Origin of the sequence: Providencia sp. PROV116, from assembly GCF_028482485.1 — a bacterium.
Lineage (GTDB): Bacteria > Pseudomonadota > Gammaproteobacteria > Enterobacterales > Enterobacteriaceae > Providencia > Providencia rettgeri.
Window position 1 is genome coordinate 82,022 of the sequence record NZ_JAMPQO010000001.1, and the last position, 22,256, is coordinate 104,277.

The 22,256-nt window shown below is 40.2% G+C and carries 21 protein-coding genes and 4 pseudogenes; 17 read left to right on the forward strand and 8 right to left on the reverse strand.

All coding sequences use genetic code 11. From position 1 onward, the window contains the following. Nucleotides 1–174: 174 nt before the first annotated feature. From PSE72_RS19895 to PSE72_RS00485, 4 genes and pseudogenes are all read left to right on the forward strand, one after another. Nucleotides 175–519 (forward strand): annotated as a pseudogene (locus PSE72_RS19895) (phage tail tip protein J-related protein); the annotation flags it as partial. Nucleotides 520–1,247: 728 nt separating this feature from the next. Continuing rightward, nucleotides 1,248–1,739 (forward strand): DUF1983 domain-containing protein, encoded by a 492-nt coding sequence (locus PSE72_RS19900; protein ID WP_442958880.1) that lies wholly within the window; start codon nt 1,248–1,250, stop codon nt 1,737–1,739. Then, nucleotides 1,736–2,746, forward strand: a complete 1,011-nt coding sequence (locus PSE72_RS00480) for a DUF6453 family protein (RefSeq protein ID WP_196723615.1) — start codon at nt 1,736–1,738, stop codon at nt 2,744–2,746. Before PSE72_RS19900 ends, PSE72_RS00480 begins: the two co-directional genes overlap by 4 nt. Before the next feature lie 73 nt (nt 2,747–2,819). Then, on the forward strand, nt 2,820–4,334 hold the full coding sequence (locus PSE72_RS00485) for a phage tail fiber protein (RefSeq protein ID WP_115167112.1): 1,515 nt from the start codon (nt 2,820–2,822) through the stop codon (nt 4,332–4,334). Nucleotides 4,335–4,583: 249 nt separating this feature from the next. Here the strand turns inward: PSE72_RS00485 and PSE72_RS00490 are convergent, their stop codons facing one another. Beyond that, nucleotides 4,584–4,853, reverse strand: a complete 270-nt coding sequence (locus tag PSE72_RS00490; RefSeq protein WP_115167114.1) for a hypothetical protein — start codon at nt 4,851–4,853, stop codon at nt 4,584–4,586. A gap of 181 nt (nt 4,854–5,034) precedes the next feature. Here PSE72_RS00490 and umuD point away from each other — a divergent pair, with 181 nt between their 5' ends. Both umuD and umuC read left to right on the forward strand, forming a co-directional pair. Then, complete coding sequence (gene umuD / locus PSE72_RS00495) at nt 5,035–5,451, forward strand: translesion error-prone DNA polymerase V autoproteolytic subunit (RefSeq protein WP_196719466.1); 417 nt, start codon at nt 5,035–5,037, stop codon at nt 5,449–5,451. Then, complete coding sequence (gene umuC, locus PSE72_RS00500; RefSeq protein WP_272690860.1) at nt 5,451–6,713, forward strand: translesion error-prone DNA polymerase V subunit UmuC; 1,263 nt, start codon at nt 5,451–5,453, stop codon at nt 6,711–6,713. Before umuD ends, umuC begins: the two co-directional genes overlap by 1 nt. Nucleotides 6,714–6,913: 200 nt before the next feature. Here umuC and arsH read toward each other — a convergent pair whose 3' ends face one another. Further along, nucleotides 6,914–7,612, reverse strand: a complete 699-nt coding sequence (gene arsH / locus PSE72_RS00505) for an arsenical resistance protein ArsH (protein ID WP_272690861.1) — start codon at nt 7,610–7,612, stop codon at nt 6,914–6,916. A gap of 85 nt (nt 7,613–7,697) precedes the next feature. Here arsH and PSE72_RS00510 point away from each other — a divergent pair, with 85 nt between their 5' ends. The 4 genes and pseudogenes from PSE72_RS00510 to PSE72_RS00525 all read left to right on the forward strand — a co-directional run. After that, nucleotides 7,698–8,018: a transcriptional regulator gene (locus PSE72_RS00510; protein ID WP_004911727.1), complete on the forward strand. Its 321-nt coding sequence runs from the start codon at nt 7,698–7,700 to the stop codon at nt 8,016–8,018. Nucleotides 8,019–8,062: 44 nt separating this feature from the next. After that, nucleotides 8,063–9,352 (forward strand): arsenic transporter, encoded by a 1,290-nt coding sequence (locus PSE72_RS00515; protein ID WP_272690862.1) that lies wholly within the window; start codon nt 8,063–8,065, stop codon nt 9,350–9,352. Between the two features lie 12 nt (nt 9,353–9,364). Beyond that, on the forward strand, nt 9,365–9,790 hold the full coding sequence (gene arsC, locus PSE72_RS00520; protein WP_004911718.1) for a glutaredoxin-dependent arsenate reductase: 426 nt from the start codon (nt 9,365–9,367) through the stop codon (nt 9,788–9,790). Between the two features lie 403 nt (nt 9,791–10,193). Next, nucleotides 10,194–10,361: pseudogene (locus tag PSE72_RS00525) on the forward strand (isocitrate/isopropylmalate family dehydrogenase); the annotation flags it as partial. Between the two features lie 107 nt (nt 10,362–10,468). Here PSE72_RS00525 and PSE72_RS19905 read toward each other — a convergent pair. Then, a pseudogene (locus PSE72_RS19905) lies at nt 10,469–10,604 on the reverse strand (integrase); the annotation flags it as partial. A 521-nt stretch (nt 10,605–11,125) separates the two neighbouring features. Between PSE72_RS19905 and PSE72_RS00530 the strand changes: the two are divergent. Together PSE72_RS00530 and PSE72_RS00535 are read left to right on the forward strand one after the other, a co-directional pair. Then, nucleotides 11,126–11,584, forward strand: a complete 459-nt coding sequence (locus PSE72_RS00530) for an Hsp20 family protein (protein WP_115167118.1) — start codon at nt 11,126–11,128, stop codon at nt 11,582–11,584. 423 nt (nt 11,585–12,007) lie between these two features. Beyond that, nucleotides 12,008–12,400 (forward strand): YgiW/YdeI family stress tolerance OB fold protein, encoded by a 393-nt coding sequence (locus tag PSE72_RS00535; protein WP_004911541.1) that lies wholly within the window; start codon nt 12,008–12,010, stop codon nt 12,398–12,400. Nucleotides 12,401–12,481: 81 nt separating this feature from the next. On the opposite strand, the gene PSE72_RS00540 is transcribed toward PSE72_RS00535, so the two are convergent. Continuing rightward, the gene (locus tag PSE72_RS00540; RefSeq protein WP_115167119.1) at nt 12,482–12,688 is read right to left on the reverse strand and encodes a thiamine biosynthesis protein ApbE; all 207 of its coding nucleotides are present in this window, start codon (nt 12,686–12,688) and stop codon (nt 12,482–12,484) included. 647 nt (nt 12,689–13,335) lie between these two features. Continuing rightward, nucleotides 13,336–13,827 (reverse strand): glutathione peroxidase, encoded by a 492-nt coding sequence (locus PSE72_RS00545; RefSeq protein ID WP_109913092.1) that lies wholly within the window; start codon nt 13,825–13,827, stop codon nt 13,336–13,338. Between the two features lie 428 nt (nt 13,828–14,255). Here PSE72_RS00545 and PSE72_RS00550 point away from each other — a divergent pair, with 428 nt between their 5' ends. The 5 genes and pseudogenes from PSE72_RS00550 to hmuV form a co-directional block, all read left to right on the forward strand. After that, on the forward strand, nt 14,256–16,406 hold the full coding sequence (locus PSE72_RS00550; RefSeq protein WP_115167120.1) for a TonB-dependent receptor: 2,151 nt from the start codon (nt 14,256–14,258) through the stop codon (nt 16,404–16,406). After that, nucleotides 16,394–17,248, forward strand: coding sequence for a heme/hemin ABC transporter substrate-binding protein (locus PSE72_RS00555; RefSeq protein ID WP_115167121.1), 855 nt, complete (start codon nt 16,394–16,396; stop codon nt 17,246–17,248). Before PSE72_RS00550 ends, PSE72_RS00555 begins: the two co-directional genes overlap by 13 nt. Before the next feature lie 4 nt (nt 17,249–17,252). Then, entirely contained in the window at nt 17,253–18,587 is a 1,335-nt protein-coding gene (gene hutW, locus PSE72_RS00560; protein ID WP_115168276.1) for a heme anaerobic degradation radical SAM methyltransferase ChuW/HutW, read from the forward strand. An 11-nt stretch (nt 18,588–18,598) separates the two neighbouring features. Further along, on the forward strand, nt 18,599–19,093 hold the full coding sequence (gene hutX / locus PSE72_RS00565; RefSeq protein ID WP_115167122.1) for a heme utilization cystosolic carrier protein HutX: 495 nt from the start codon (nt 18,599–18,601) through the stop codon (nt 19,091–19,093). Between the two features lie 39 nt (nt 19,094–19,132). Continuing rightward, a pseudogene (gene hmuV / locus PSE72_RS00570) lies at nt 19,133–19,363 on the forward strand (heme ABC transporter ATP-binding protein); the annotation flags it as partial. 125 nt (nt 19,364–19,488) lie between these two features. Here hmuV and panS read toward each other — a convergent pair. The 3 genes from panS to PSE72_RS00580 all read right to left on the reverse strand — a co-directional run bounded on the left by panS (nt 19,489) and on the right by PSE72_RS00580 (nt 21,971). Then, on the reverse strand, nt 19,489–20,400 hold the full coding sequence (gene panS, locus PSE72_RS00575; protein ID WP_110731983.1) for a ketopantoate/pantoate/pantothenate transporter PanS: 912 nt from the start codon (nt 20,398–20,400) through the stop codon (nt 19,489–19,491). A 955-nt stretch (nt 20,401–21,355) separates the two neighbouring features. Next, nucleotides 21,356–21,607 carry a helix-turn-helix domain-containing protein gene (locus tag PSE72_RS19860; protein ID WP_004911521.1) on the reverse strand — a complete coding sequence of 84 codons (252 nt, stop codon included), beginning with the start codon at nt 21,605–21,607 and terminating at the stop codon, nt 21,356–21,358. 40 nt (nt 21,608–21,647) lie between these two features. After that, a complete protein-coding gene (locus tag PSE72_RS00580) occupies nt 21,648–21,971 on the reverse strand; it encodes a helix-turn-helix domain-containing protein (protein ID WP_004911517.1) in 324 nt (107 codons plus the stop codon). Nucleotides 21,972–22,256: the final 285 nt, after the last annotated feature.

Below are 22,256 nucleotides of genomic sequence, written 5' to 3' on the forward strand. Positions count from 1 at the left end.
GGTTATTTGAGTTGGCAATCAGCGGCTGCAGATGTTCGCTATAACACAGTAAACATTATTGAAAATGGCAAAGTTATACAGTCAATTCAAGTGCCGCAAGATAGAGTTGAATTGTCAGGTTTGGTGCGTGGATCATATCGTGCCGAAGTCCGTTCTATTAATGCGGCTGGTGCAATGTCTGCCCCCGCGATTGTTGATTTTGATATCCAAGCCCCACCTAAACCGGTTAGCGTTGAAATGGTTGGCGGTATGTTCTCTCTGACTTGCATTCCGCACGGTGGCGAAACCGCACAGCATGGCTATACATTTGAGTTTTGGTTCAGCGACAAAAAACTGGCCAGCACGAATGACACCGAAGTGACAACCAAAGCTAATCGCCAAGGTCAGGGACAATTCTGGACTAAGGAGAATTTAAAGGCCGGCACTGATTATTGGTTTTATGTTCGTACGGTTAACAGCTATGGCAAGTCACCGTTTGTTGAAGCCGTAGGAAAAGCTAGCGGAGCGCCGCAGGATATGCTCGAAGAGTTAGGAAATAATTTCCTCACCACCGAAGCCGGCCAGCAAATGCAGGAGCAAATCGACTTCAATCAAGGAAATGTTCAACTGCAACTTGAGCAAGCAGCCGAAGCGACACTTAACAACACAATGATGTTAAATCAAGTCTCATGGCGCTTATTCGAAGAAGAGGGCACGCGTAAATCTGAAATATTCCGACTTGAACAAGTGAGAGTATCAGACCAGGAGGCGCTAGCGCGTTGGCAGCAGCAAGTTAAAACCGACTACGAGCAAACCTCATCGGTTGTTCTAAAAGTACAAGAGTCATTATCAACACTTGAGGAGTCAACAGCGAAAGATATTTCACAGGTTAAAGCTGAGATTAAACAAGTTGATGACAAATTAGGACCGATGGATGCCCGTATTACGGATCAGTCAGAGGCGATTGCTAAAATCGATGAGACACAGACGAAGCATATTGAAACAGCAGAATCCCGATTTAATGATAAGGAAGCGTTAATTAATCAATTGTCACGCACAATTGCCAATGCTGAAAGCTCACTAGCAGAAATGGGGATGCAGCTGACAGCAGAATATGGCAACCAATCGGTTGAGCAATTAAGAATAAAAGCGTCTATTACTCGACTCGATACTGTTACAGCTAACAAATTCCAATCATTTGCACAGTCTATTGAAAAGCTAGAAACGCAGTTTAATGATGTGAATGCAACCATCAGGCAGCAATTGAATTGCGTGGGCAAACCGTTTTCGATCACAAAGGAAATGGCTCTGCTATCTACACAATTAAGACGGGTATTAACTGGAACGGCCAATACTATGACGCTAAGTTTCTCATGGGCGCAACTGTTCAGAATGGAAAAGTGGTTACACAAATTGGTTTCAGTGCGGATACCTTCGGTATTTTCAATCCATCCAGCGGCAAGTTGGAGCCTGTTTTCTTTGTAGAAAATGGTCAGGTGTTCATCAATGAAGCGTTTATTAACAAGGCCACAATTGAAAAGCTTCTGGTTGGTGTAGAAATTAAGTCAAAACGCTATGAAAAAGGAAAGGCTGGGTATCGGCTTGATGCGGAAACAGGTAGCGCGGAGTTTAATAAATTGGAAGTTTATGGCGATTTTAAAGTGAGTGGCGATGCTGGGCGTGTCATTTTAGATGCAACGGGACTGATGATTTATGACCAATCAGGGCGATGGGCGGTTAAAGTTGGGAGGAAACCATGAGTGATCTGGGCTTATTTATTAACCCTAAAGATGGAGGAAAGTCCATTGAATTAACAAAAGATAATTACCCTCTCACGTTCATCACTAAAATTACCACCCACCCCAGATATCCGCAAAAAGACAACAGAAACAAGTCCGTTAATGTGCCCGGGCTCTCTCGGTATAACGTGGTGATTATTCCCTCAGCACTTTGTCATTTTCTAGCCTATGGTTCGGTACAAATGGTAAGAGTCGGTAGCTATTGGACCTCAGGAGATACTTTCCACTGCTATTATGATGAGTTCGGTGGCCCTGATGGTTGGTTGCCGGGAAGTGATGGTGAGTCGCATTTTTTCTTATACGGCACGCTAAAAGATAATCCACCTGATACTTATGGTTTATTTTTGAACGCAGGGGCGTCTGCAGCAATTGATAACTTTCGAAGTATCACCCAAGAAAATGAAGTGGCTTATTGTGTTTATCGTAAGAAGATTTATATCGACGTCAATAACAATCGAGGGTACTGGAGCTTACCGAACGATATACCTAATCGTAGTTCGGCATTAGTTTTCCTGAGACCAGAAAGCACAAGCCAAGTACTTCGCTATGACCGGCCTAACAACCGAATTATATCTTGGGGAGCGGGTTGGGTGTATGTCGTCGTTTTTTCGTACGGCTTAAATCTACAACCCACCGATGGATTAACGATTTGGAACAAACAGGGTAAAGTGGTTTTCAACTCAGATTACATTCCATTCTTTAATAATGGGCACACCATCAAAATGAGTGGAAATGTCGCCACAAGCTCATTTGAAAAACCGATGTTCAGCATGGATATGCCCAATACATGGTTAGAAAATGAAAGGGTAAACGTTAACTGTTATTTATCAGGGTTTAGAGTTGAAAATAACAAGCTAATCGCAAACCGGATGTGGACCATCGATTTTTACCCAAGTTACGCCAACTATATGTATAACCAAGTCGTGTATTCCAGTTCCTATTGCATCGATTTTAATGATTACTTTTAGCTTCTAAAAACACTCAATCACAAATAAGCCGCTTAATTGCGGTTTTTTTACGTTCAAAATTCAAGGAAACACCATGATTTATGAAATTGGCACTATCTCAACAAAGGCTAACGACCCGAAAATCACAGGTAAAAACACGTTATGGAAAAACAGCGTGACGAAAGTCTCTGTGGGGCAAATTATTCTTATCCAGTCGGGCAATACGATATATCAAAACAGCATTCGCTCGGTGGAAAGCGATACACAAATGACGTTAAGCTTTCCCGTTCCAGTGGTGCTAACAGATGTGAAATACGTTATTTCAATCACGATGATTGGTTCAGTATCAGACGGCGTTAACAAAGCAACAGCGATGGTTACTGAAAGCTATCAACTGATGATGATATTGAACCGACTCATGACCGAATCCGGTGTGATTAAAGTGGTGTTACCTGACGGCACTGAAATGCAACTGAGAACGGAGAAAGAAAGAGATAGGCTGCTAGATGGGAAGTTTAATAAGGCTGGTGGTACAGTAAATGGATTAATAACGGCCACTGGAGTAATCACGGCAGGTGGAACAGTTCAAGCTAAAAATCCATCAATAGAATGTTATGTGCAAATGAATGCTGGAAGTGATTATGTTACTCTCAACACTAAGCGTCCAAATACTCCATGGCGAACACACGCGCTTCCTGATGCCTCTGGTACACTCATGCAAGTTGGTGATTATGGTTGGGGTGGAACATCTGGAGCAACATCGGCATTAGACACAGAACAGAAAGTATTAGATTTTATTAAGAATGAAGCTAAGACACAAATACTTCGAAATGACAGTGTCGCTACTAGAATTGCAACTAGATATAGTCCGATAGCAATCTTTAAAACTGGAGATACATTCTTCACACTTAGCGCAAATTTCGATGGCACAAGAGCAACCATTAGCTCTGGCCTTTTAAGCAGAGATCAATCCCTGTGGCCCGTAATGGAGTTATATCATAATAGAAACACCACAAAAGACTCTAACGGCAACTTAAAAGCGGCATCACCTATTATTAAAGTATTTGCTGACCATATTGAAACCAATGATGAAAGTGAGGGCGTAACACTCGAAAAACTCGGCACCGGACGTTATAAGCTGAAAGGTACACTGGGTATGCACTCGGATGCATCTTGGGGCGGGATACATGGCGGCTTAGTCGTTCCAAATGGTATCAATAATCTCCCGTTGGTGTGGGCTGATTTTGACGTTTTACCAGATGGTGACATAGTCATTGAGACACGTTATAGAAAACACACTCTCCATCAGATGCTAGAAGCACAGCGCTTAATGACTTACCCGGAGTTTCTTGATGAAAATAACGAAGAGCGTGAAGATTACGACTATTGCGATATTCCGAATGGTCACTGGATTGACGTGCGTGTAAACATGCCATCCAACTCTATCTATAATCAAAAGCAAGCTGAAGCTGAGAGACTCGCTAAGCTAGAAGCAGAGCGATTAGCACAAGAGGAAGCTAAACGTGCAGCAGAGGAAGCGGAAAGGGCGGAGCAGGAAGCTGCAGAACGTGAACAGTATGGCCTTGGCGAAAATGATGTATTGTTGTAATAATGCACGGATATGCGTAGAAAAGAGATGAATAAATCGCAAGGCCAATTTGTTTTGGCCTATTCTTTATATTTTTCTATTAGAGTTGATTCTTCAACGGACAATATATCTGCGATAATCATCAAGTCGTCTACATAGACAGATATTTCGCCATTTTCACACTTTATATAGTCGACCTCGGAAATAGTGAGATTTTTTGCAATTTCCGATGTTGATATGCTTTGAGATAAACGTAAGTGCTTAATAAATTCACCGAGAGTTTTGTTCGACATTTTTTCTATCTTTAGCTTTTTTTAATGACAGATGAAGATATATTTCAATAAATCTTATCACTTTTTGAATCTTTTGTTCATCAGCGAGTTGCCAATTCTGGTTAAGCATAAACTCGTTAATTGAAATGCCTTTGCAATCTACTTCAGTTCTATAAAAAACGTAAATCTTTGACTGCTCCGTGTGAGATGGCTCTCTATTTTCGTTGATACAGTTTAGTGCAAGTAAAAGTAGTTGATTTTTGTTCATGTAACCTCCGATTATGAGGTCGTATGATATGTGAGCCACAGGGAGGATTATATCAAGATCAGTCGGAAAAATATAAATCTTACTAACTAGTACGATGTAGAGGCATGTAAAAAATAGGGCTTTACATACGCATAAAATGATCAAATAATACTGTGTATGCATACAGTATTATTGGTGTCGTATGAAATTAAGACTAATTGAAACAGATGATTTACTAGCAAGCTTCCCTATCTTTCTTGACCGAGTGCCAGCAGGTTTTCCATCACCCGCTGCGGACTATGTTGAAGACCGCATAAATTTAAATAGCGCCCTCATTAAGCACCCTGAAAGCACATATATGCTCAGGGTCGAAGGCAATTCAATGATTGATGCGAATATTAATGATGGTGATGTTGTTATTGTTGACAGCGCGGTCACAGCAAAAGAGGGAGATATCGTTATAGCTAGCTTCGAGGGCGAGTTTACGGTCAAGAAACTACACCTCAACCCACCTATGTTACTTCCAATGAATCCCACTTATTCACCGATTATTATCAACGATGAGCAGGATTTTCAAATATTTGGTGTCGTTACTTATATTATTCATCGGGCTCAATAATGTTTGCGCTGGTTGATGTAAATAGTTTTTATGCAAGTTGTGAGAAAGTCTTTAGGCCAGATCTGGCAGGGAAGCCAGTAATTGTTTTGAGTAATAATGATGGCTGCGTAATTGCACGTTCATCAGAAGCGAAAAAACTTGGCGTAAAGATGGGTGAACTATATTACGAGCGCCACAGTTTTTATAGGCAAAACAACATCAATATATTTAGTTCTAACTACGTACTTTATGCGGATATGAGTAATAGAGTCATGTCACTATTGTCAACATTCGCATCCCGCCTAGAAATCTATTCAATCGATGAGGCCTTTCTTGATTTTGCAGGTATGAATAATACCTTTAATCTTGAGGAATACGGCAGTAAAATCCAATCAACTATCCTTCAAAATACTCACCTCCCTGTAGGCATCGGTATTGCTCCTACAAAAACTTTAGCGAAATTAGCCAACCATGCGGCAAAAACATGGAGAAAAACAGGTGGAGTTGTTGAACTCTCCTGCAAGCAACGGCAGCGAAAATTATTATCTCTTATCCCAATCGAAGAGGTGTGGGGTATTGGCCGTAGAATATCGGCAAAATTAAGAATTATGGGTATAAATACCGCTCTGGATTTAGCGAATGCACCAGTAGCAACTATCCGTAAAACGTTTGGGGTTACCTTAGAAAGGACATTGAGAGAACTCAATGGTGAGCCATGTACTGAATTAGAAGAAGTCCGAAAAATTAAGCAGCAAATACTGTGCTCTCGTTCATTTGGCCAGAAAGTTTTAGATATAGAAACAATGCGTAAGGTTGTGTGTGATTATGCAGAACGTGCAGCAGAAAAATTAAGGGAAGAGAAGCAACGTTGCAAAATTATCGGATTATTTATTCAAACTAGCCGTCACGTATCAGGTGAAGATTACGCAAATAGCATTAATATAAAACTCGAATACCCCAGCAGTGACACCAGAGATATTATCAATGCAGCAATGCGCGGGTTAAATACTATTTGGCGTGACGGTTACCGGTATTATAAAGCAGGCATCATACTATCTGATTTTACTGATTCAGATATTGCTCAGCTTGATATGTTTTCAACACAAAAGCCATTTCGTAATAGCGATGAGTTAATGAAAACATTAGACGCCATTAATAAGAGCGGGAAGGGTAAAGTGTGGTTTGCAAGTAAGGGCGGTGATAGCGGATACAAAATGAAAAGAGAAATGTTGTCACCTGCTTACACGACAAATTTTGATGAATTGCCGGTGGTTAAAAGCTAATAAATAGGTTGAACGTTTTAAATGTATTGCTGAATAAGTAAAAAAAGCAGGGAGAAGAGCTGTGAAATACAAGCAATATGGACTGTGCTTTTTGGCCTGACACAGCTGGGACACAGAGCTAGATTCAATATGATTGGCTGCTCTGTGCCAATAGCGGACGTTATTAAGCTCAGTCAGTATGGATTCACGAAAAACATAAGTTATATTTTGTCCTGATTTACACGGGATGAAAGCTCCTGATGGCTCTCCTTTCGCTCGCTGTAACGATCTGCAAGATAATCGGTTTGTCCCTTAAGCAGCAGCGTGACTTTAAACAGCTCCTCGGCTACATCGGCGATGCGGTCATACCATGAAGAAGGTTTCATTCGTCCGTTATCGTCGAACTCTTGCCATGCCTTGGCTACAGAGGACTGGTTGGGGATCGTAAACATCCGCATCCAGCGACCCAGAATACGCATCTGGTTCACAGCATTGAAGGACTGTGAACCGCCGCAGACCTGCATTACCGCAAGTGTTTTGCCCTGCGAAGGACGAACCGCGCCTTCACTTAAGGGTATCCAGTCAATCTGCGCCTTCATAACTGCGCTCATAGCACCGTGCCGTTCCGGAGAACACCACACCATCCCGTCACACCATCTGACCAGACCGCGCAGCTCGGTGACTTTAGGATGCGTATCTGGCGCATCATCCGGCAGGGGTAAACCTGAGGGGTTAAAGAGTTTTACCTTTGCGCCCATCGCTGTCAGCAGACGACCAGCTTCTTCCGCAGCAAAGCGGCTGTAGGAGCGCTCTCTAACTGAGCCATATAGGATCAGAATCCGCGGCGGCTCGTGTATGTGCAGGCGCTCGGCGATGTGTTGATCAAAGTATTCACTATTTAGAGCTGGAAAATGTTCCATTTTTCTACTCCGGAGATATCAGATGATTTCAAATTTAACACATATGATTTACCATATGTATATTCTAAAGGAAACGGAGTGAAAAATGCTACAACCTGTTCAGCTTTTCAAAATCCTGTCGGATGAAACCCGGCTCGCCATCGTCATGATTCTCCAGGAGTCGGGAGAACTATGCGTCTGTGATATCTGCGCAACCATTTCCGAATCGCAGCCCAAAGTCTCGCGACATATGGCTATTCTTCGTGAGGCTGGGTTGGTTCTAGATCGTCGTGAAGGCAAATGGATCCACTATCGTCTGTCACCCCACATACCGGCATGGGCAGCTGAGACAATCACAACGTCCTGGCAGTGTATGCGAGAGGATGTGCGTGAATGGCTGGATAAATCAGCCTGCACCTCCTGTTAAGAAAAGAAAACACATGTACATAATCATATATAAAGGAGTCTGAGATGCTTTTGGCAGGGAGTATATTTTTACTGACGCTGATACTAGTGATCTGGCAACCCAGAGGCTTGAGCATTGGCTGGAGTGCGAGTATCGGGGCTATGCTGGCGCTGGTAACTGGTGTCATTCATATCACTGATATTCCCATTGTCTGGAATATCGTCTGGAACGCGACAGCGGCATTTATTGCGGTCATTATCATCAGCCTGCTGCTCGATGAGGCCGGCTTCTTTGAGTGGACCGCACTGCACGTCTCCCGCTTGGGTAACGGGCGTGGTCGCCTGCTGTTTACCTGGATAGTGTTGCTCGGTGCCGCTGTCGCTGCTTTGTTCGCCAATGACGGCGCCGCGCTGATCCTGACACCAATTGTGATTGCAATGTTGCTTGCAATGGGATTCAGCAAGAGCACAACACTAGCCTTTGTGATGGCCGCAGGATTTATAGCAGATACGGCCAGCCTACCGCTCATTGTTTCTAACTTGGTGAATATCGTCTCGGCGGACTTTTTCGATCTGGGCTTTACTCAGTATGCCTCCATTATGATCCCCGTAGATGTTGCAGCGATTGCGGCCACGCTGGTCATGCTGCATCTCTTTTTCCGCAGGGACATTCCGGCGACGTATGACGTTTCGCTACTGAAGACTCCTGCCAGTGTGATAAAAGATCCGGCAACGTTCAGGGTGGGCTGGATTGTCCTGTTATTGCTGCTTGTAGGTTTCTTTGTTTTGGAGCCTATGGGGATCCCGGTCAGCGCGATAGCGACTACTGGCGCAGCAGTACTGTTTATAGTGGCGAAAAGAGGTCATGCCATCAACACCGGAAAAGTCCTGCGCGGTGCGCCATGGCAGATCGTTATTTTCTCGCTGGGCATGTACCTGGTGGTTTATGGGCTCCGCAATGCAGGGTTAACGGAGTATCTGTCTGGTGTATTAAACCTGCTGGCAGAAAAGGGATTATGGGCAGCAACGTTTGGCACCGGTTTCCTGACCGCGCTCCTGTCGTCGATGATGAACAATATGCCGACAGTGCTGATTGGCGCGCTGTCGATTGATGGTAGTACGGCGACTGGCGTCGTCAAAGAGGCGATGATTTATGCCAACGTGATCGGCTGCGACTTAGGCCCGAAAATCACCCCGATTGGCAGTTTGGCAACCCTGCTTTGGCTGCATGTGCTTGCCCAGAAAAATATAACGATTACCTGGGGATATTACTTCCGCACCGGCATTATCATGACTCTTCCGGTGCTGTTGGTCACTTTGGCCGCGCTGGCGTTGCGGCTCTCCATCACTTTGTAATGAGATACAGATATGAGCAACATTACCATCTATCACAACCCTGCCTGCGGTACTTCTCGCAACACGCTAGAGATGATCCGTAACAGCGGCAACGAACCAACGATAATTTATTATCTCGATACGCCACCGACCCGTGATGAGCTGATTAAACTTATTTCAGATATGGGAATTACGGTGCGTGAATTACTGCGTAAGAATATTGACCCTTATGAACATCTGGGTCTTGATGAAGAGAAATTTAGTGATGAGCAGTTGATTGATTTTATGCTTCAACATCCGATCCTGATTAATCGGCCAGTAGTCGTTACGCCGCTTGGCACTCGTCTTTGCCGCCCTTCAGAAATAGTGTTGGATATTCTACCGGAAGGTCAGAAAGGAGCGTTTACCAAAGAGGATGGCGAGAAGGTCATTGACGAGACGGGGAAGCGGGTTAAGTAATCTACCCACTTCAAAATATCGGACGCCTGTTCCGCTATGCGGGCGTCCGCTTTTCGCTCAGACCGGACCGTCAGGTTTAGTTGTCTTATATAGAGTAAAGAAAGTTTGAGCAATTAGAAAAGACGATTACTGTGATGGGGTTAACCTTAGCTATATTCAGCTTAAAATTTAAAAACACTAATTGGTTGGTTTATCTTCTCTATAAAAAACTAAGTGGAAGGATAGGATTTAAGCGTGTTAAAATTGATTGATTTATATTCAATTATTGAAAAATAGCAGTTATCAAAACTAAATTAATCATTTATATTATCAATGACTTAAAATCCTCTATTTTTATCATGAAAAAGATAAAGCATTGATGGTAATATCATAAATATCAGATGGTTATGATTAATGCATCTATATACTGCTGCGCCATATGGGCTGGACTGAAGCGGCTGACTTAATCGTTAAAGGTATGGAAGGCGCAATCGAAGCTAAGACTGTAACCTATGACTTCGAACGTCAATTAGAAGGCGCTAAATTACTGAAATGTAGCGAGTTCGGTGACGCAATCATTAAACACATGTAATTTATTACGTGGTGTAATTAGTAACGGGAGCCTAAAAACTCCCGTTTATTTTGCCTAGAAAAATTCTTCTGCAAAACTCTTCTGCAAAATAGACTACAAAATAAGCGTTATTTTATAGCTAAAACCTGCCAATTCTTTCCTCTGTCATCATGATATTTATCGGTCATCGCTTGGCTCTTATGCCCCAATAAAGTCTTAGTATCGATGCCTTGTTTTATATAACCTTTCAGATAAAGCGTGTTGAAGCTCTCCCTATTCAGTCGATAGCTGAGCGCTTGCGTTTTAATTTGTTAATTTTTGGCATAAGAAACACGTGGCAGAAATAATAAAAAAGTCATAAAGGTTCGGAAGTGGCTCGCTGAGTTTAGAGGATTACAAGGTGATAAAGCAAAGTGGAAGCGAAAGCAACTAGGGCTCCCCCGACATTCTCTCCCATAAATTTGATGGTATCATTAACGAGCTTCTAATCGCTTATGGCATTATCTATTGTAACCGTCGATATGTTGCTCATCTGTTACCTTTATATCTCTCGAAGATATCGATTAGTACCTTAGGATTACGGTGTAGACCTGTCAGCAATGATGTGTCTTTTATTCTATGACCATTAATTTGTAAAGAAATGTAATTACAAGCTTGAAATTCTAGTTAGAGACACTATATAAGAAGTGCACCAAGATAAAACATTATTCTACACTAAGTGCATAATTAATGGTGCATGAGTAGTATGTGTTTAATTTGATATATAAAATATTGAAGGAGAAATTATGTCTAACATTAGATCTTTTTCATTATTCCCAACATTATCGGATAGCTTACTTTCTAACAGATTTGACCAAATGGATCGTCTGTTTAGTCAACTTACAGGTAATAGGCCTTTAACTTCAGAACATCCGTATAATTTAAAACAAATAAATGAAACGAGTTATCAATTAACTATTAGTGTTCCAGGTTATAAGGAAGATGATTTAAGCGTATCCTTAAAAGGTGGGAAATTGTATGTTCAAGGTGAGCAATCAGCTGAATTAGTTAATGACTCAGAGAAATGGATCCATCAAGGAATCACTCAAAATAAATTTTCGCTTGAATTTAATCTCGGTAAGAATGTAAAGATTGAAAGCGCTGAGTTATCTAGTGGTTTACTCACTTTGGACATTGAATACGAAATCCCAGATGAAGAAAAACCTCGAGTTATAGCTATTGAAAATAAAGATATAAAATCATAGAGTTATAATTTATGACCCGTCAGCAATGGCGGGTTTTCTTTTTTAAGAGTCAGCTCATATCACAAGTGGAATATTTATTATTACCATCTAATTATTTTCGTTAATTTCTGGTTTTGCGCTGAATCTGACTATTTTCTATAAAGATGATGTAAGTTTTATTGAGAGAACCAAGCGCACAGTGCTTGGATATTTGAGCACCCCTAATTTAAACGATTCGTCTGCGCTATATCAGTTATCCATAAAAGATCGCTTAGGCGGTCTTTTTTATAGTTAAAATAAACATAAGATTTATCGTCACGATTGGTCAGGGTTATATGTGTAGTTATATGCAATAACCGATCTAAAGTGTTAATTATTTGCCTTAAGGTTCTGTTAAGATTTAATCGATAAACTATAAAAAATTAACAGACAAAAGGAATTATTATGAATAAGGCAATTATTGCGCTCGTATTATCAGCAGCTTCATTTGGCGTGTTAGCTAACAACCATGCAGGTGGATTTGTTTCGAATGATGGTTCTGTTGGTCCAAAAGGTGGGTTTGTTGCAACGGCTCAAGCAGTGACAACTGTCGTTCAAGCGAAAGAGCTTCCTGATGATGCATGGGTTTCACTTGAAGGTCATATTGTTAAACAGATTGGTAAAGAGCTTTACGAATTTAAAGATAGTACTGGCTCAATCGCTGTAGATATTGATGATAGACGCTGGCGTGGACAGGTTGTGACGCCTGAAACAAAAGTTCGTTTAGATGGTGAAATTGATAAAGAGTGGGCTTCATTAGAAGTTGATGTGAAGCGAGTAACTATTATCAATAAATAGTCGTAAATCTTTAATGAGCCCCATGATTGGGGCTTTTCTGTAATGAAAACTCCGCTTGCTAGCTTCTGTCTAATTCGTATGTTAGATAGCTTTATCTATTGCTCTTTCAATCGCTTTACATTCGGGACTATTTCCACTGGACTGCTCTATTTTCCCAGGTAAGTTACCTTCGGGAGTATCCATTTTTATCTCGCAAGTATCTGACTTAGTTTGGGGTTTAGTGTTTGGTGAACAAGCTGTTACTAAAGCGATAACAAAACATACTAATATAGCTTTGTTTTTATGCATACTGTCTATCCTGTTTTAAAGGGGGTATTCTGAGGCTACAAAGGTTAAGTACAAAGCGCAAAGAAATCCATGAGGTTGTGCTGTGTGGTTTTTGTTTTCTATAACAATAAGGTAACTTCAAGTGGTATGCCTGTCAAAAACTCCTTACTTTGGATTATTGGTTAATCCTTACTTTATCTACAGTGCTTATAACTTCGGTGTTTTCCCTCATTAGAATACTTCGAGATTGTTTTTATTTAATTCTACAAATGCTATGCATTGAGTAGTATTTGTAGAATTTGGTATACCAGATTAACTACCTATGACTGCTTTCATTGCTTCGTTTTGTTTCGTAATTGCATTCAGGTAAGCGGGACTCGATTTTAAATTATCATGATGGTTAATAATATTTTGAGGTATTTTGAATTCTAAATTCAAAGCCTATTGAGTTGTTTGGAAAAGGAAAATATCGGCGATAGAAAATTTATTATTCGCGATGTATATCACAATTTATCCCACTTATAATCAAGAAGATAAAAGGATTGGAAGCGAATATTGAGTTTGGCGTCAAAGAAAACTCTTGGGAAGACTACAGGTAGAAAAGGATTCCGTTTCTCGCTATTTCAAGATAACAGATATAATCAATCTCCTGTGATGTAGATATTTAATTATGATTGTTCTTTCGAAAGTGCTGCAAAGATTGCCGTTTCCATTTTTTCAGGGGTAGTATTGGGTGCAAAGCGCTTGAGCGGGGTGCCGTCACGACCAATCAAAAACTTAGTAAAATTCCACTTAATTCTCTTACCTAGCAAACCGGGCAGTTCGTTCTTAAGATAGCGAAACACTGGATGTGTAGCGGCTCCATTGACTTCTATTTTCTCGAACATCGGGAAACTCACACCATAGTTAATATAGCAGGTCCGTGCGATTTCATCAGCGTTGCCAGGTTCCTGTTTCCCAAACTGATTGCAGGGGAAACCAAGCACCACCAAACCTTGGGCGGCGTATTTCTTGTAGAGAGATTCAAGTCCACCGTATTGTGGTGTAAAACCGCAATGACTGGCTGTATTAACGACTAGAACCACCTTACCTGCGTAGTCTGCCATAGAGACAAGCTGGCCACTAAGACTTCTAGCCGTTAATTGGTAAAAGGTACTCATATTCTAGTCCTCAAATGTGTGCGATGTAGCATTGAAGATATTGATGGTACAGTTTAGTGCTTTAATTTTATTATTTACATAAATAATTATTCGCAATTGCCATCCCGAATTTTGTCATAAAGCTTAAGAAATTACAGCTTGTGATAATCATAACCTCTATGAACTTAATAAGCTCCAGCGAGAATTTGACGACCTTTCTTTCAGGAACAGGGGCAACCTTGAGCAATATTTCCCCTTCCAGTTTTATGGGTGAATAAGTTCGGCGCACTGCAGCAGCGGATTGCTGGAGGGTGGACTTATAATTTTCGTTATGCTTTTTTGATTTAAATCAAAGTTGCATGCTATTTGCAATTTATTAATTGACCATTAATTAGTCCCTAAATTATAAATGGTAATGATACTGATTATTATTATCATAAAGGTTAACTATGCGTACGGATATTAATGGAACATTTTTACTCAGCTCATTAGCGCTTTTTGTTAGTCAAGGAGCCTTCTCTGCATCAACGCCTCCACCGCGTGCCCATATTGATGCCAGTGAAACGATGGTTGTCACATCAACTCGAAGTGAAAGTAGTTTATGGAATAGCCCAGTAACAATGCAAGTCATTGATAAGCAACAGCTTGATAGTTCGACAAACATAGCGCTAGCAGATGATTTACGCGATATTCCAGGTGTTGAAATTACCGATAATGCCTTAGCGGGACGTAAACAAATTCGCATTCGTGGGGAAGCATCTTCTCGAGTATTGATCTTAATTGATGGGCAAGAAGTCACTTATCAACGGGCAGGGCAAGATTATGGTGCTGGGCTGCTTATTGATGAATCCGCATTGGAACGCATTGAAGTGGTGAAAGGCCCCTATTCAGTACTTTACGGCTCTCAAGCTATTGGTGGTATCGTTAATTTCATAACCAAAAAAGGTGGCAATAAGCCATTGGGAGGCACTGTTAAGGCGGTATATAACTCCGCAACGACAGGGTGGGAAGAGTCAGCAGCGGCATGGGGGAGCATAGGTAAGTTTGATTATCGGCTCAACGGAAGTTACTCCGATCAAGGTGACAGAGATACTCCCGAGGGGCGCCTAAAAAATACGAACCATCGCAATAATAGCCAAGGTATGTGGTTAGGTTACACCGAAGGTAAACATAAATTTGGTCTTTCCCTTGATAGATATAAATTGTCGACACAAACATGGCATGAAGACCCAAGCTATGAACACTTCAGTGTCAAAATTCCTGATTTAACTCGTGAAAAAATTGGTCTTTTTTATGATTATCAAGCGGATGGTGAATATATTAAAAATATTCATTTAGATGCTTATGAACAAACTATTGAGCGTGATTTTGAAAATAAGCTGGCGGTTGTGACACCAACAGGGAGCCCAATGATTGGCGATTTACGAGTAGCTAATCAGACTCAATCGAATGACAAACAATATACTCAAGGGATCACACTACAAACAGATATTACACTACCCGCGAATAATCAACTGGTTGTGGGAGCTCAGCTTCAGCGCGACCGTGTAAAGCAGTCTTCAAAAAGTTCAACAGAGTCCCAAAGCTCAACGCAGTTCCCTCCTGCCGTCAATTATACAAAAACCAGTGATTCACATAATCGAACAGAGCAAACAAACTGGTCGATATTCGCTCAAAATCAATATGCTTTTGCAGATGATTGGAAGTGGACATTAGGGGCGCGGCAATATTGGTTAAGTTCGGAGTTGTTAAGTGGTTTTGAAAATACAAATCACTCAACAACGGGGAACACTTATCATAACCTTAAAAGCTCAAAAACGCATGATAATCAATTTATTACATCAACAAGCTTACGGTATTCAGGGTTTGAGAATACAGAGCTGCGTATCGCATTCGCTCAAGGTTATGTATTTCCAACATTGAGCCAATTATTTATGCAAACCTCAGCGGGGGGAAGTATCAATTATGGAAATGAGGGACTAAAAGCAGAGCGTTCTAACAACTATGAAATCGGTGCGCGTTATAACGGTAATCAATGGTATATCGATAGCGCTTTATATTATTCTGAAGCGAAGGATTATATCGCTTTAGTCACATGTTCAGGGCAGTCAATATGCAGTGGAAACAGTAATTCTTCACGAACAGGATATCACTATTATGACAATATCAATCGTGCGAAAACATACGGGCTAGAAATGACCGTCGAATACCAAGGATGGGATATCACTCCTTATGCCACAGGGAATTATTTACGTCGTCAATTTGATGGTGTGAATATAAAAACTTGGGATACCGGAGAGCCTAATGTTAGTGGGCGCTTTGGAGCTAAACATCAATTGATTCTAGACCAAGTGAACTTAACCTCAGATTTATATCTTCGAGCTGCTGCAAAAGCACAGGATAAAACGGGTGAAAAGCCAACGAGCACAGCAGGCTGGGCCACTCTTAACCTTGCGTTTAATACAGAATTTGGCTCAGACGATCAGTACCAAATTAACTTATCGTTAAATAACTTAACCAATAAAAAATACCAAACTGCCCACGAATCAATCCCTGCTTCTGGTTTTAGCGCTGCAACAGGCTTTGTATGGAAATTCTAAAAATGAAAAAAATGATAGCTGCACTATTTGTACTCAGTTTTTCAATAGTGAGTGCTGCGAGTGAAAGAATTGTTGTGGCAGGAGGCTCTCTCACAGAGTTAGTTTACGCTTTAGGCGCTGGAAACCAAGTGATTGGTGTTGATGAAACAACAAGTTGGCCAGTGGAAACAGCAAAATTACCTCATATTGGTTATTGGAAACAGTTAAGTGCCGAAGGAATTTTATCTTTGCATCCAACGTTGTTTGTCACTTGGCAAGATGCAAGCCCTCAATTGGTTTTTGATCAGCTAAAACTGCAAAAAGTTAGTGTATTAACGTTACCTCGAATACCAGCTACGGTTGAACAAATGTATCTCAATATTCATACCTTATCGGAGGTGTTACATAAACCGGAACAGGGGAATGCGTTGGTTAATCAGTTACGTAGCCGATTGGATAATATTGCTCAAATAAATGAAAAGAAAGGCAAAAAAATCAATGTGCTATTTATTCTTTCCGCGGGTAGTAGTGCGCCACAAATTGCAGGGAAAGGTAGCGTTGCCGATATCATTTTGACACTGGCTGGTGCGAACAATCTTGCGCAACACACACAATACAGAAGTTATAGCGCAGAAGGTTTGATTGCGGCAAACCCTGAAGTGATCATTGTAACCAGCCAGATGGTAGAAAAGGGCCTTAACCAGCTAGAACAAGTTCCCGGACTTACCCGAACTTCTGCTTGGAAAAATAAACGCATTGTGAGTATCGATCAGGCACTCATTTTAGGTATGGGGCCTCGAATTGCGGATGCCGTTGAGATTTTACACCACAATATTTGGCCAGATGAAACCGATAGTGAGTGATAATATGAAATATGATATTGATTTATCGCCTTATTTTGCATTAGAAGGCCATCAACCATTTAAAGATAGGCATGCAACAATGCCTTGGCGCGGGGCGGTACCAATTAGTGCTGATAAACGACAAGACACATGGCAGAAATTAATCAATTCGACGTTCGAACCACGTAAGCGATTGGTATACCTACATATTCCTTTTTGTGCAACACATTGTACTTTCTGTGGTTTCTACCAAAATCGCTATGATGCCTCTGAAAGCCATATTTATACAGAGTATTTGATCCGGGAGATTGAAACGGAAGCCGACAACGTATTACACCAGTCTGCCCCGATCCATGCTGTTTATTTTGGCGGTGGAACACCCTCTGCACTTTCTGCTAATGATTTAGCGCGTATTATTAATGTGTTACGCCTTCGTTTACCATTAGCTCCTGATTGTGAAATAACCATTGAAGGGAGAGTTCTTAATTTTGATGATGCACGTATTGATGCATGCTTAGATGCAGGAGCAAATCGTTTTTCAATTGGTATTCAGTCATTTAATAGCAAAATTCGTAAAAAAATGGCCCGGACATCAAATGGTGAGGAAGCTCGGAAATTTATGGAAAAATTGTGCCATCGAGATAGAGCGGCGGTGGTTTGTGATTTGTTATTTGGTTTACCTGAGCAGACAACCGAGTTTTGGGGTGAAGACCTGAGAATTGCAAGTGAGATTGGCCTAGATGGTGTCGACCTTTATGCACTTAATTTGATCCCAAGTACGCCACTTGGTAAAGCGGTTGAAAATAATCGAGTCACAGTTCCTGATCCTGCCAAGCGTCGTGACTTGTATTTACAAGGCTGCGAATTTATGGATAAACAAGGCTGGCACTGCATCAGTAATAGCCACTGGGCGCGGACAACACGGGAGCGCAATTTATATAATTTGTTGATTAAACAAGGGGCTGATTGCTTGGCGTTTGGCTCTGGTGCCGGGGGCTCTATCAATGGATATTCATGGATGGGGGAGAGGAATCTGACCTCGTATTATGAAGCAATTAATGCGAAAAGAAAACCGCTCATGATGATGATGCAGACGACCGATCCGCAGTATCAATGGCGCCATCGCTTACAGGCTGGTATTGAAACAGCGCGAGTTGTACTTGAACAATTTACCCCTCATGCACAAATGCTGTCTCCACTCTTACAGCAGTGGTATCAGTCAGGATTAACACAAGATACTTCGACTGATTTAAGACTAACGAATGAAGGCCGTTTTTGGGCAAGTAATATTCTTCAATCACTTCAAGAGATTATCGTGAATCTTAATTCTATCCAATTCACGCAAGAAAAAATATCGTAAAGGAACATTTAATGAGTAATGTAGCGTTAGCTGATTTTTTGAAAACAGAGCCCGATGGAACATTAGAAACTATTGCAAAACAATATGATACCACCTTATTGGATGTAGTAAGACATTTGCCCGATATGGCTTTGACGATAGGAAAACATTTTGACTTGATTTGGGATGCTGTCCACACATGGGGTAATGTCACCACGCTAGTTCATACTCAGGATGTTATTCTAGAATTTTCAGGTGAGTTGCCTTCAGGTTTTCATCGCCATGGTTATTTTAATTTACGTGGCAAAAAAGGCATGGCAGGGCATATCAAAGCTGAAAATTGTACATATATTGCACTAATTGAACGAAAGTTTATGGGAATGGATACCGCCTCGATTTTATTTTTTAATCAATCAGGAGATGCCATGTTTAAAATTTTCTTAGGGCGTGATGAACACCGTCAATTATTACAGGAACAACTTGAAGCTTTTCGTTTATTAGTTAAGCAACTTAAAGAGAATAATTAATGGCAAGATGGTTAGTTTTTAGCACTGGTGGGCAGGGTGTTGGCAATATTATTGGCTCAGCTTTGGGGAGATGAACCTGTATCTAAATGGTTATTTTTGAATAAACCGACATCAGTACTCGATATTCACCACCAACAACATCTTTTTCGTTTGTTACGGCATCTAGTCAATACACGAAAAATAAATGTGTGTTGTGTATTACGCGATTTAAACCTTACGGCTCGCTTTGCTGATCACATTATTTTAATGCATCAAGGGCAAATTATTGCGGAGTACCTTTCATTATATTAAATCTTTAGTCCTCTATATGACAAGGAATGGTCTTTTTACTGGAACTACCCAAATTATTGGGTAGCTCAATTTTTTAATGGGGATATTAAGTATTCAAACAGTATCTATTTAGTTGGTTTTCCTTGCCAATATCCGGCGAGTAAAGAGCCCGATAAGTTATGCCAAACAGAAAACAATGCGCCTGGAAGAGCAGCCATAGCACCAAAGTATTGCGCTCCTAAAGTTGCTGCTAACCCTGAGTTTTGCATGCCAACTTCAATTGCCAAAGTTCGGCAAGTTGACTCATCAAAACCAAATAAACGCCCGCCCCAATAGCCACCAATTAAACCGATTCCATTATGTAATACAACAGCAATAGCGACCATAAATCCAACAGAAGCAATATGGCTTTGGCTACCTGCAACGACAGCACTGATTATTGCTAATATACAAATCATTGATAAAGAAGGTAAAAATGGTTCAATTTTTTTCACTATTTCACTGAAAAGATGATGAATGACTAACCCTGCAATGATAGGGATAATTACGATTTGTAAGATAGACAGCAACATACCCATGACATTTACACTAATTGATGTATCTGCATATAACAGAGTCAATAAAGGTGTTGCAAATACGCCAACCAAGGTAGATACCGATGAAATCGTAACAGATAATGCCACATCCCCGCGCGCTAAATAGATCATCACGTTTGAAGCCGTTCCACTCGCCACGCTACCCACTAATATCATTCCAACGGCAAGATCAGCTGGCATATCAAAAGCTTTAGCCAAAAGCCAAGCTGCTAGGGGCATAATCAAGTAATGAATAAAGGTACAAATAATCACTGGGGCGGGTCTTGTCACGACGCGTTTAAAATCGCTAATTCTAAGTGTTACTCCCATAGTAAACATAATTAGCATCAGTAAGTAGCTAATAAACGGGGAGATCCCTGTAAATGAGTTTGGTGTATAATAAGCAAATATGGATAAGAGTAGAGCCCATAATGGGAATAATCGAGTGACTTTAGACAACATTAAGACATTCCTTTTTATCTATTTTAAGTGGTTAGGTTTTCCAATAAGAACGAGTCGATATCATGGAGAGGATTGATTTGAGTTTAATGTATCAATTCTCTATTCGAGATATAGCCTTCTGATAAAGAGCGTCGCTCATAGAATAAAGTTGGCGTTTTTTCTCCACAATCAGAACCGGACTTATTTAGCGCATTTTTAAAGTTTGTTGTTATTATATTTGTAGTTATTTGTTCACCACGATTTGCTTGAAAATTCGTGTGGATATAATGAATCAGATACGGACTAACAACCTAGTAAACTTATCAGGATAGAAGCAAACACGCTATGAGGAAATTGAATGCATATATTCTCAGCATCTACTTTTGTAATCTTCAGCCTACGCTATTTAAACACCATTGCGACAGCGCCAACGATGCCTAAAAGGATATCAGCACCAGCAAAGGCATAGATATTTTTAACTTCTTCACTGCGAGTATCGGCAAAACGTTCAAGTGTTTTCTTGCTTGAAGGGGCTTCAACCTCTTCAAATTGCTGTATATAGCCAGCAGCTTTTGTATTTCTTGTTCGCTTGATTTAGGTTTTTTCCGACTTGATAAAAAAGCAGTAATTATTCATGTTACGCCCTACAGGGTATTTGGTTAACTTACTAATCTTGCGTAAAGAAAAATGTTCAAACTTAGTGATTATAATCATAATTAGCACTGAATAATAATCATTGTCAATTCAATAAATTGTTAATAAACCCTAAGGGTAGTGCATTACATAGTCTTGGTATTATGAGATGAAAAACGAGAGCTTAAAACTCCCGTTTGTGCATTTAGAAAAATTCTTCGGTCATAACATAGGTTTTTGCCCAACTCGATGGCTTAGTTTCAAGTTTAAGCATGTAGACAAATCAGGGGGAAAAGGTTAAAAGGCTAGCAGCAGCCAAGCCTTTTAACACAGGTGGTAATATCTAGTTTTTCATATATACATTTAAGAATACATTTATATTTATATTAAAAATTTTAGATATGGTTATTAAATGATCTGCATAAATTGAGGTGCCTCCATGCTCATACTCTATATAATGACTTTCTGTAATATCCAAATTAATTGCCATTTCATGAGTTGATATTTTATTTTTCACTCTTATAATTTTTATATATTCACCAAGGTTCTTATTCCTTTGTGTGATTTCTTTCTTTATTATTTCTTTTTCTAGCATATTGGTGTTGGTGCAGTATTTTTGTTGATAATGAATGTTATTATAAATAAAGATATTGTTTTCTGTTGGGTAATGAATTTGAATATAAATTTAAACCCAAATCAATAATTTCACCTTCGCTCTCCAATTCTTTTAATAAAGAAACGAAGAAGGATTCTACGCTAATGTTTAATTGTATTAAAAACATTAAAATTAGACTGAATGATATAGTATTAACACCATTTTCGTAGCGTGAAACCTGTTGTTGACTGACATGAAGTAATTTGCTTATATCTTCTCCTGTCAGATCATTTTCGATACGTTTCTGCCTTAAATAATTTCCAATTAAGATGTTTACTTTGCTATTTAAAATAGCACGATCCATATTAACCCCTATAGTGAGTAAGAATTTTCTGAGATAAAAATTAATCAAATAATAATATTAAGTACAATCGTTTAAAACGCTTAATGATATATTTTTCATAGGCGTAATCGATTGAAAGAGAAAAGTCAATCGTTTGATTATAATTTTCAGCTTGTAACAACATATTGATAAATAGCAATTAAATCAGTTTTTGCTATTTTTCCAATATTGCGAGATAAATGAATTGACAATTGCATTTACTCGCATAAAGAGTATTTGCGATTTCATTTTTATATGATACATTGA

Coding starts and splice junctions, on each gene's coding strand:
- PSE72_RS00510 (WP_004911727.1), top strand. CDS start 7,698: ATGCTACAACCTGTTCAGCTTTTCAAAATCCTGTCGGATGAAACCCGG.
- umuC (WP_272690860.1), top strand. CDS start 5,451: ATGTTTGCGCTGGTTGATGTAAATAGTTTTTATGCAAGTTGTGAGAAA.
- PSE72_RS00485 (WP_115167112.1), top strand. CDS start 2,820: ATGATTTATGAAATTGGCACTATCTCAACAAAGGCTAACGACCCGAAA.
- PSE72_RS00490 (WP_115167114.1), bottom strand. CDS start 4,853: ATGAACAAAAATCAACTACTTTTACTTGCACTAAACTGTATCAACGAA.
- PSE72_RS00530 (WP_115167118.1), top strand. CDS start 11,126: ATGTCTAACATTAGATCTTTTTCATTATTCCCAACATTATCGGATAGC.
- PSE72_RS00535 (WP_004911541.1), top strand. CDS start 12,008: ATGAATAAGGCAATTATTGCGCTCGTATTATCAGCAGCTTCATTTGGC.
- umuD (WP_196719466.1), top strand. CDS start 5,035: ATGAAATTAAGACTAATTGAAACAGATGATTTACTAGCAAGCTTCCCT.
- hutW (WP_115168276.1), top strand. CDS start 17,253: ATGAAATATGATATTGATTTATCGCCTTATTTTGCATTAGAAGGCCAT.
- PSE72_RS00540 (WP_115167119.1), bottom strand. CDS start 12,688: ATGCATAAAAACAAAGCTATATTAGTATGTTTTGTTATCGCTTTAGTA.
- PSE72_RS00515 (WP_272690862.1), top strand. CDS start 8,063: ATGCTTTTGGCAGGGAGTATATTTTTACTGACGCTGATACTAGTGATC.
- hutX (WP_115167122.1), top strand. CDS start 18,599: ATGAGTAATGTAGCGTTAGCTGATTTTTTGAAAACAGAGCCCGATGGA.
- arsC (WP_004911718.1), top strand. CDS start 9,365: ATGAGCAACATTACCATCTATCACAACCCTGCCTGCGGTACTTCTCGC.
- PSE72_RS00555 (WP_115167121.1), top strand. CDS start 16,394: ATGGAAATTCTAAAAATGAAAAAAATGATAGCTGCACTATTTGTACTC.
- PSE72_RS00480 (WP_196723615.1), top strand. CDS start 1,736: ATGAGTGATCTGGGCTTATTTATTAACCCTAAAGATGGAGGAAAGTCC.
- PSE72_RS19860 (WP_004911521.1), bottom strand. CDS start 21,607: ATGCTAGAAAAAGAAATAATAAAGAAAGAAATCACACAAAGGAATAAG.
- panS (WP_110731983.1), bottom strand. CDS start 20,400: ATGTTGTCTAAAGTCACTCGATTATTCCCATTATGGGCTCTACTCTTA.
- arsH (WP_272690861.1), bottom strand. CDS start 7,612: ATGGAACATTTTCCAGCTCTAAATAGTGAATACTTTGATCAACACATC.
- PSE72_RS00550 (WP_115167120.1), top strand. CDS start 14,256: ATGCGTACGGATATTAATGGAACATTTTTACTCAGCTCATTAGCGCTT.
- PSE72_RS00545 (WP_109913092.1), bottom strand. CDS start 13,827: ATGAGTACCTTTTACCAATTAACGGCTAGAAGTCTTAGTGGCCAGCTT.
- PSE72_RS00580 (WP_004911517.1), bottom strand. CDS start 21,971: ATGGATCGTGCTATTTTAAATAGCAAAGTAAACATCTTAATTGGAAAT.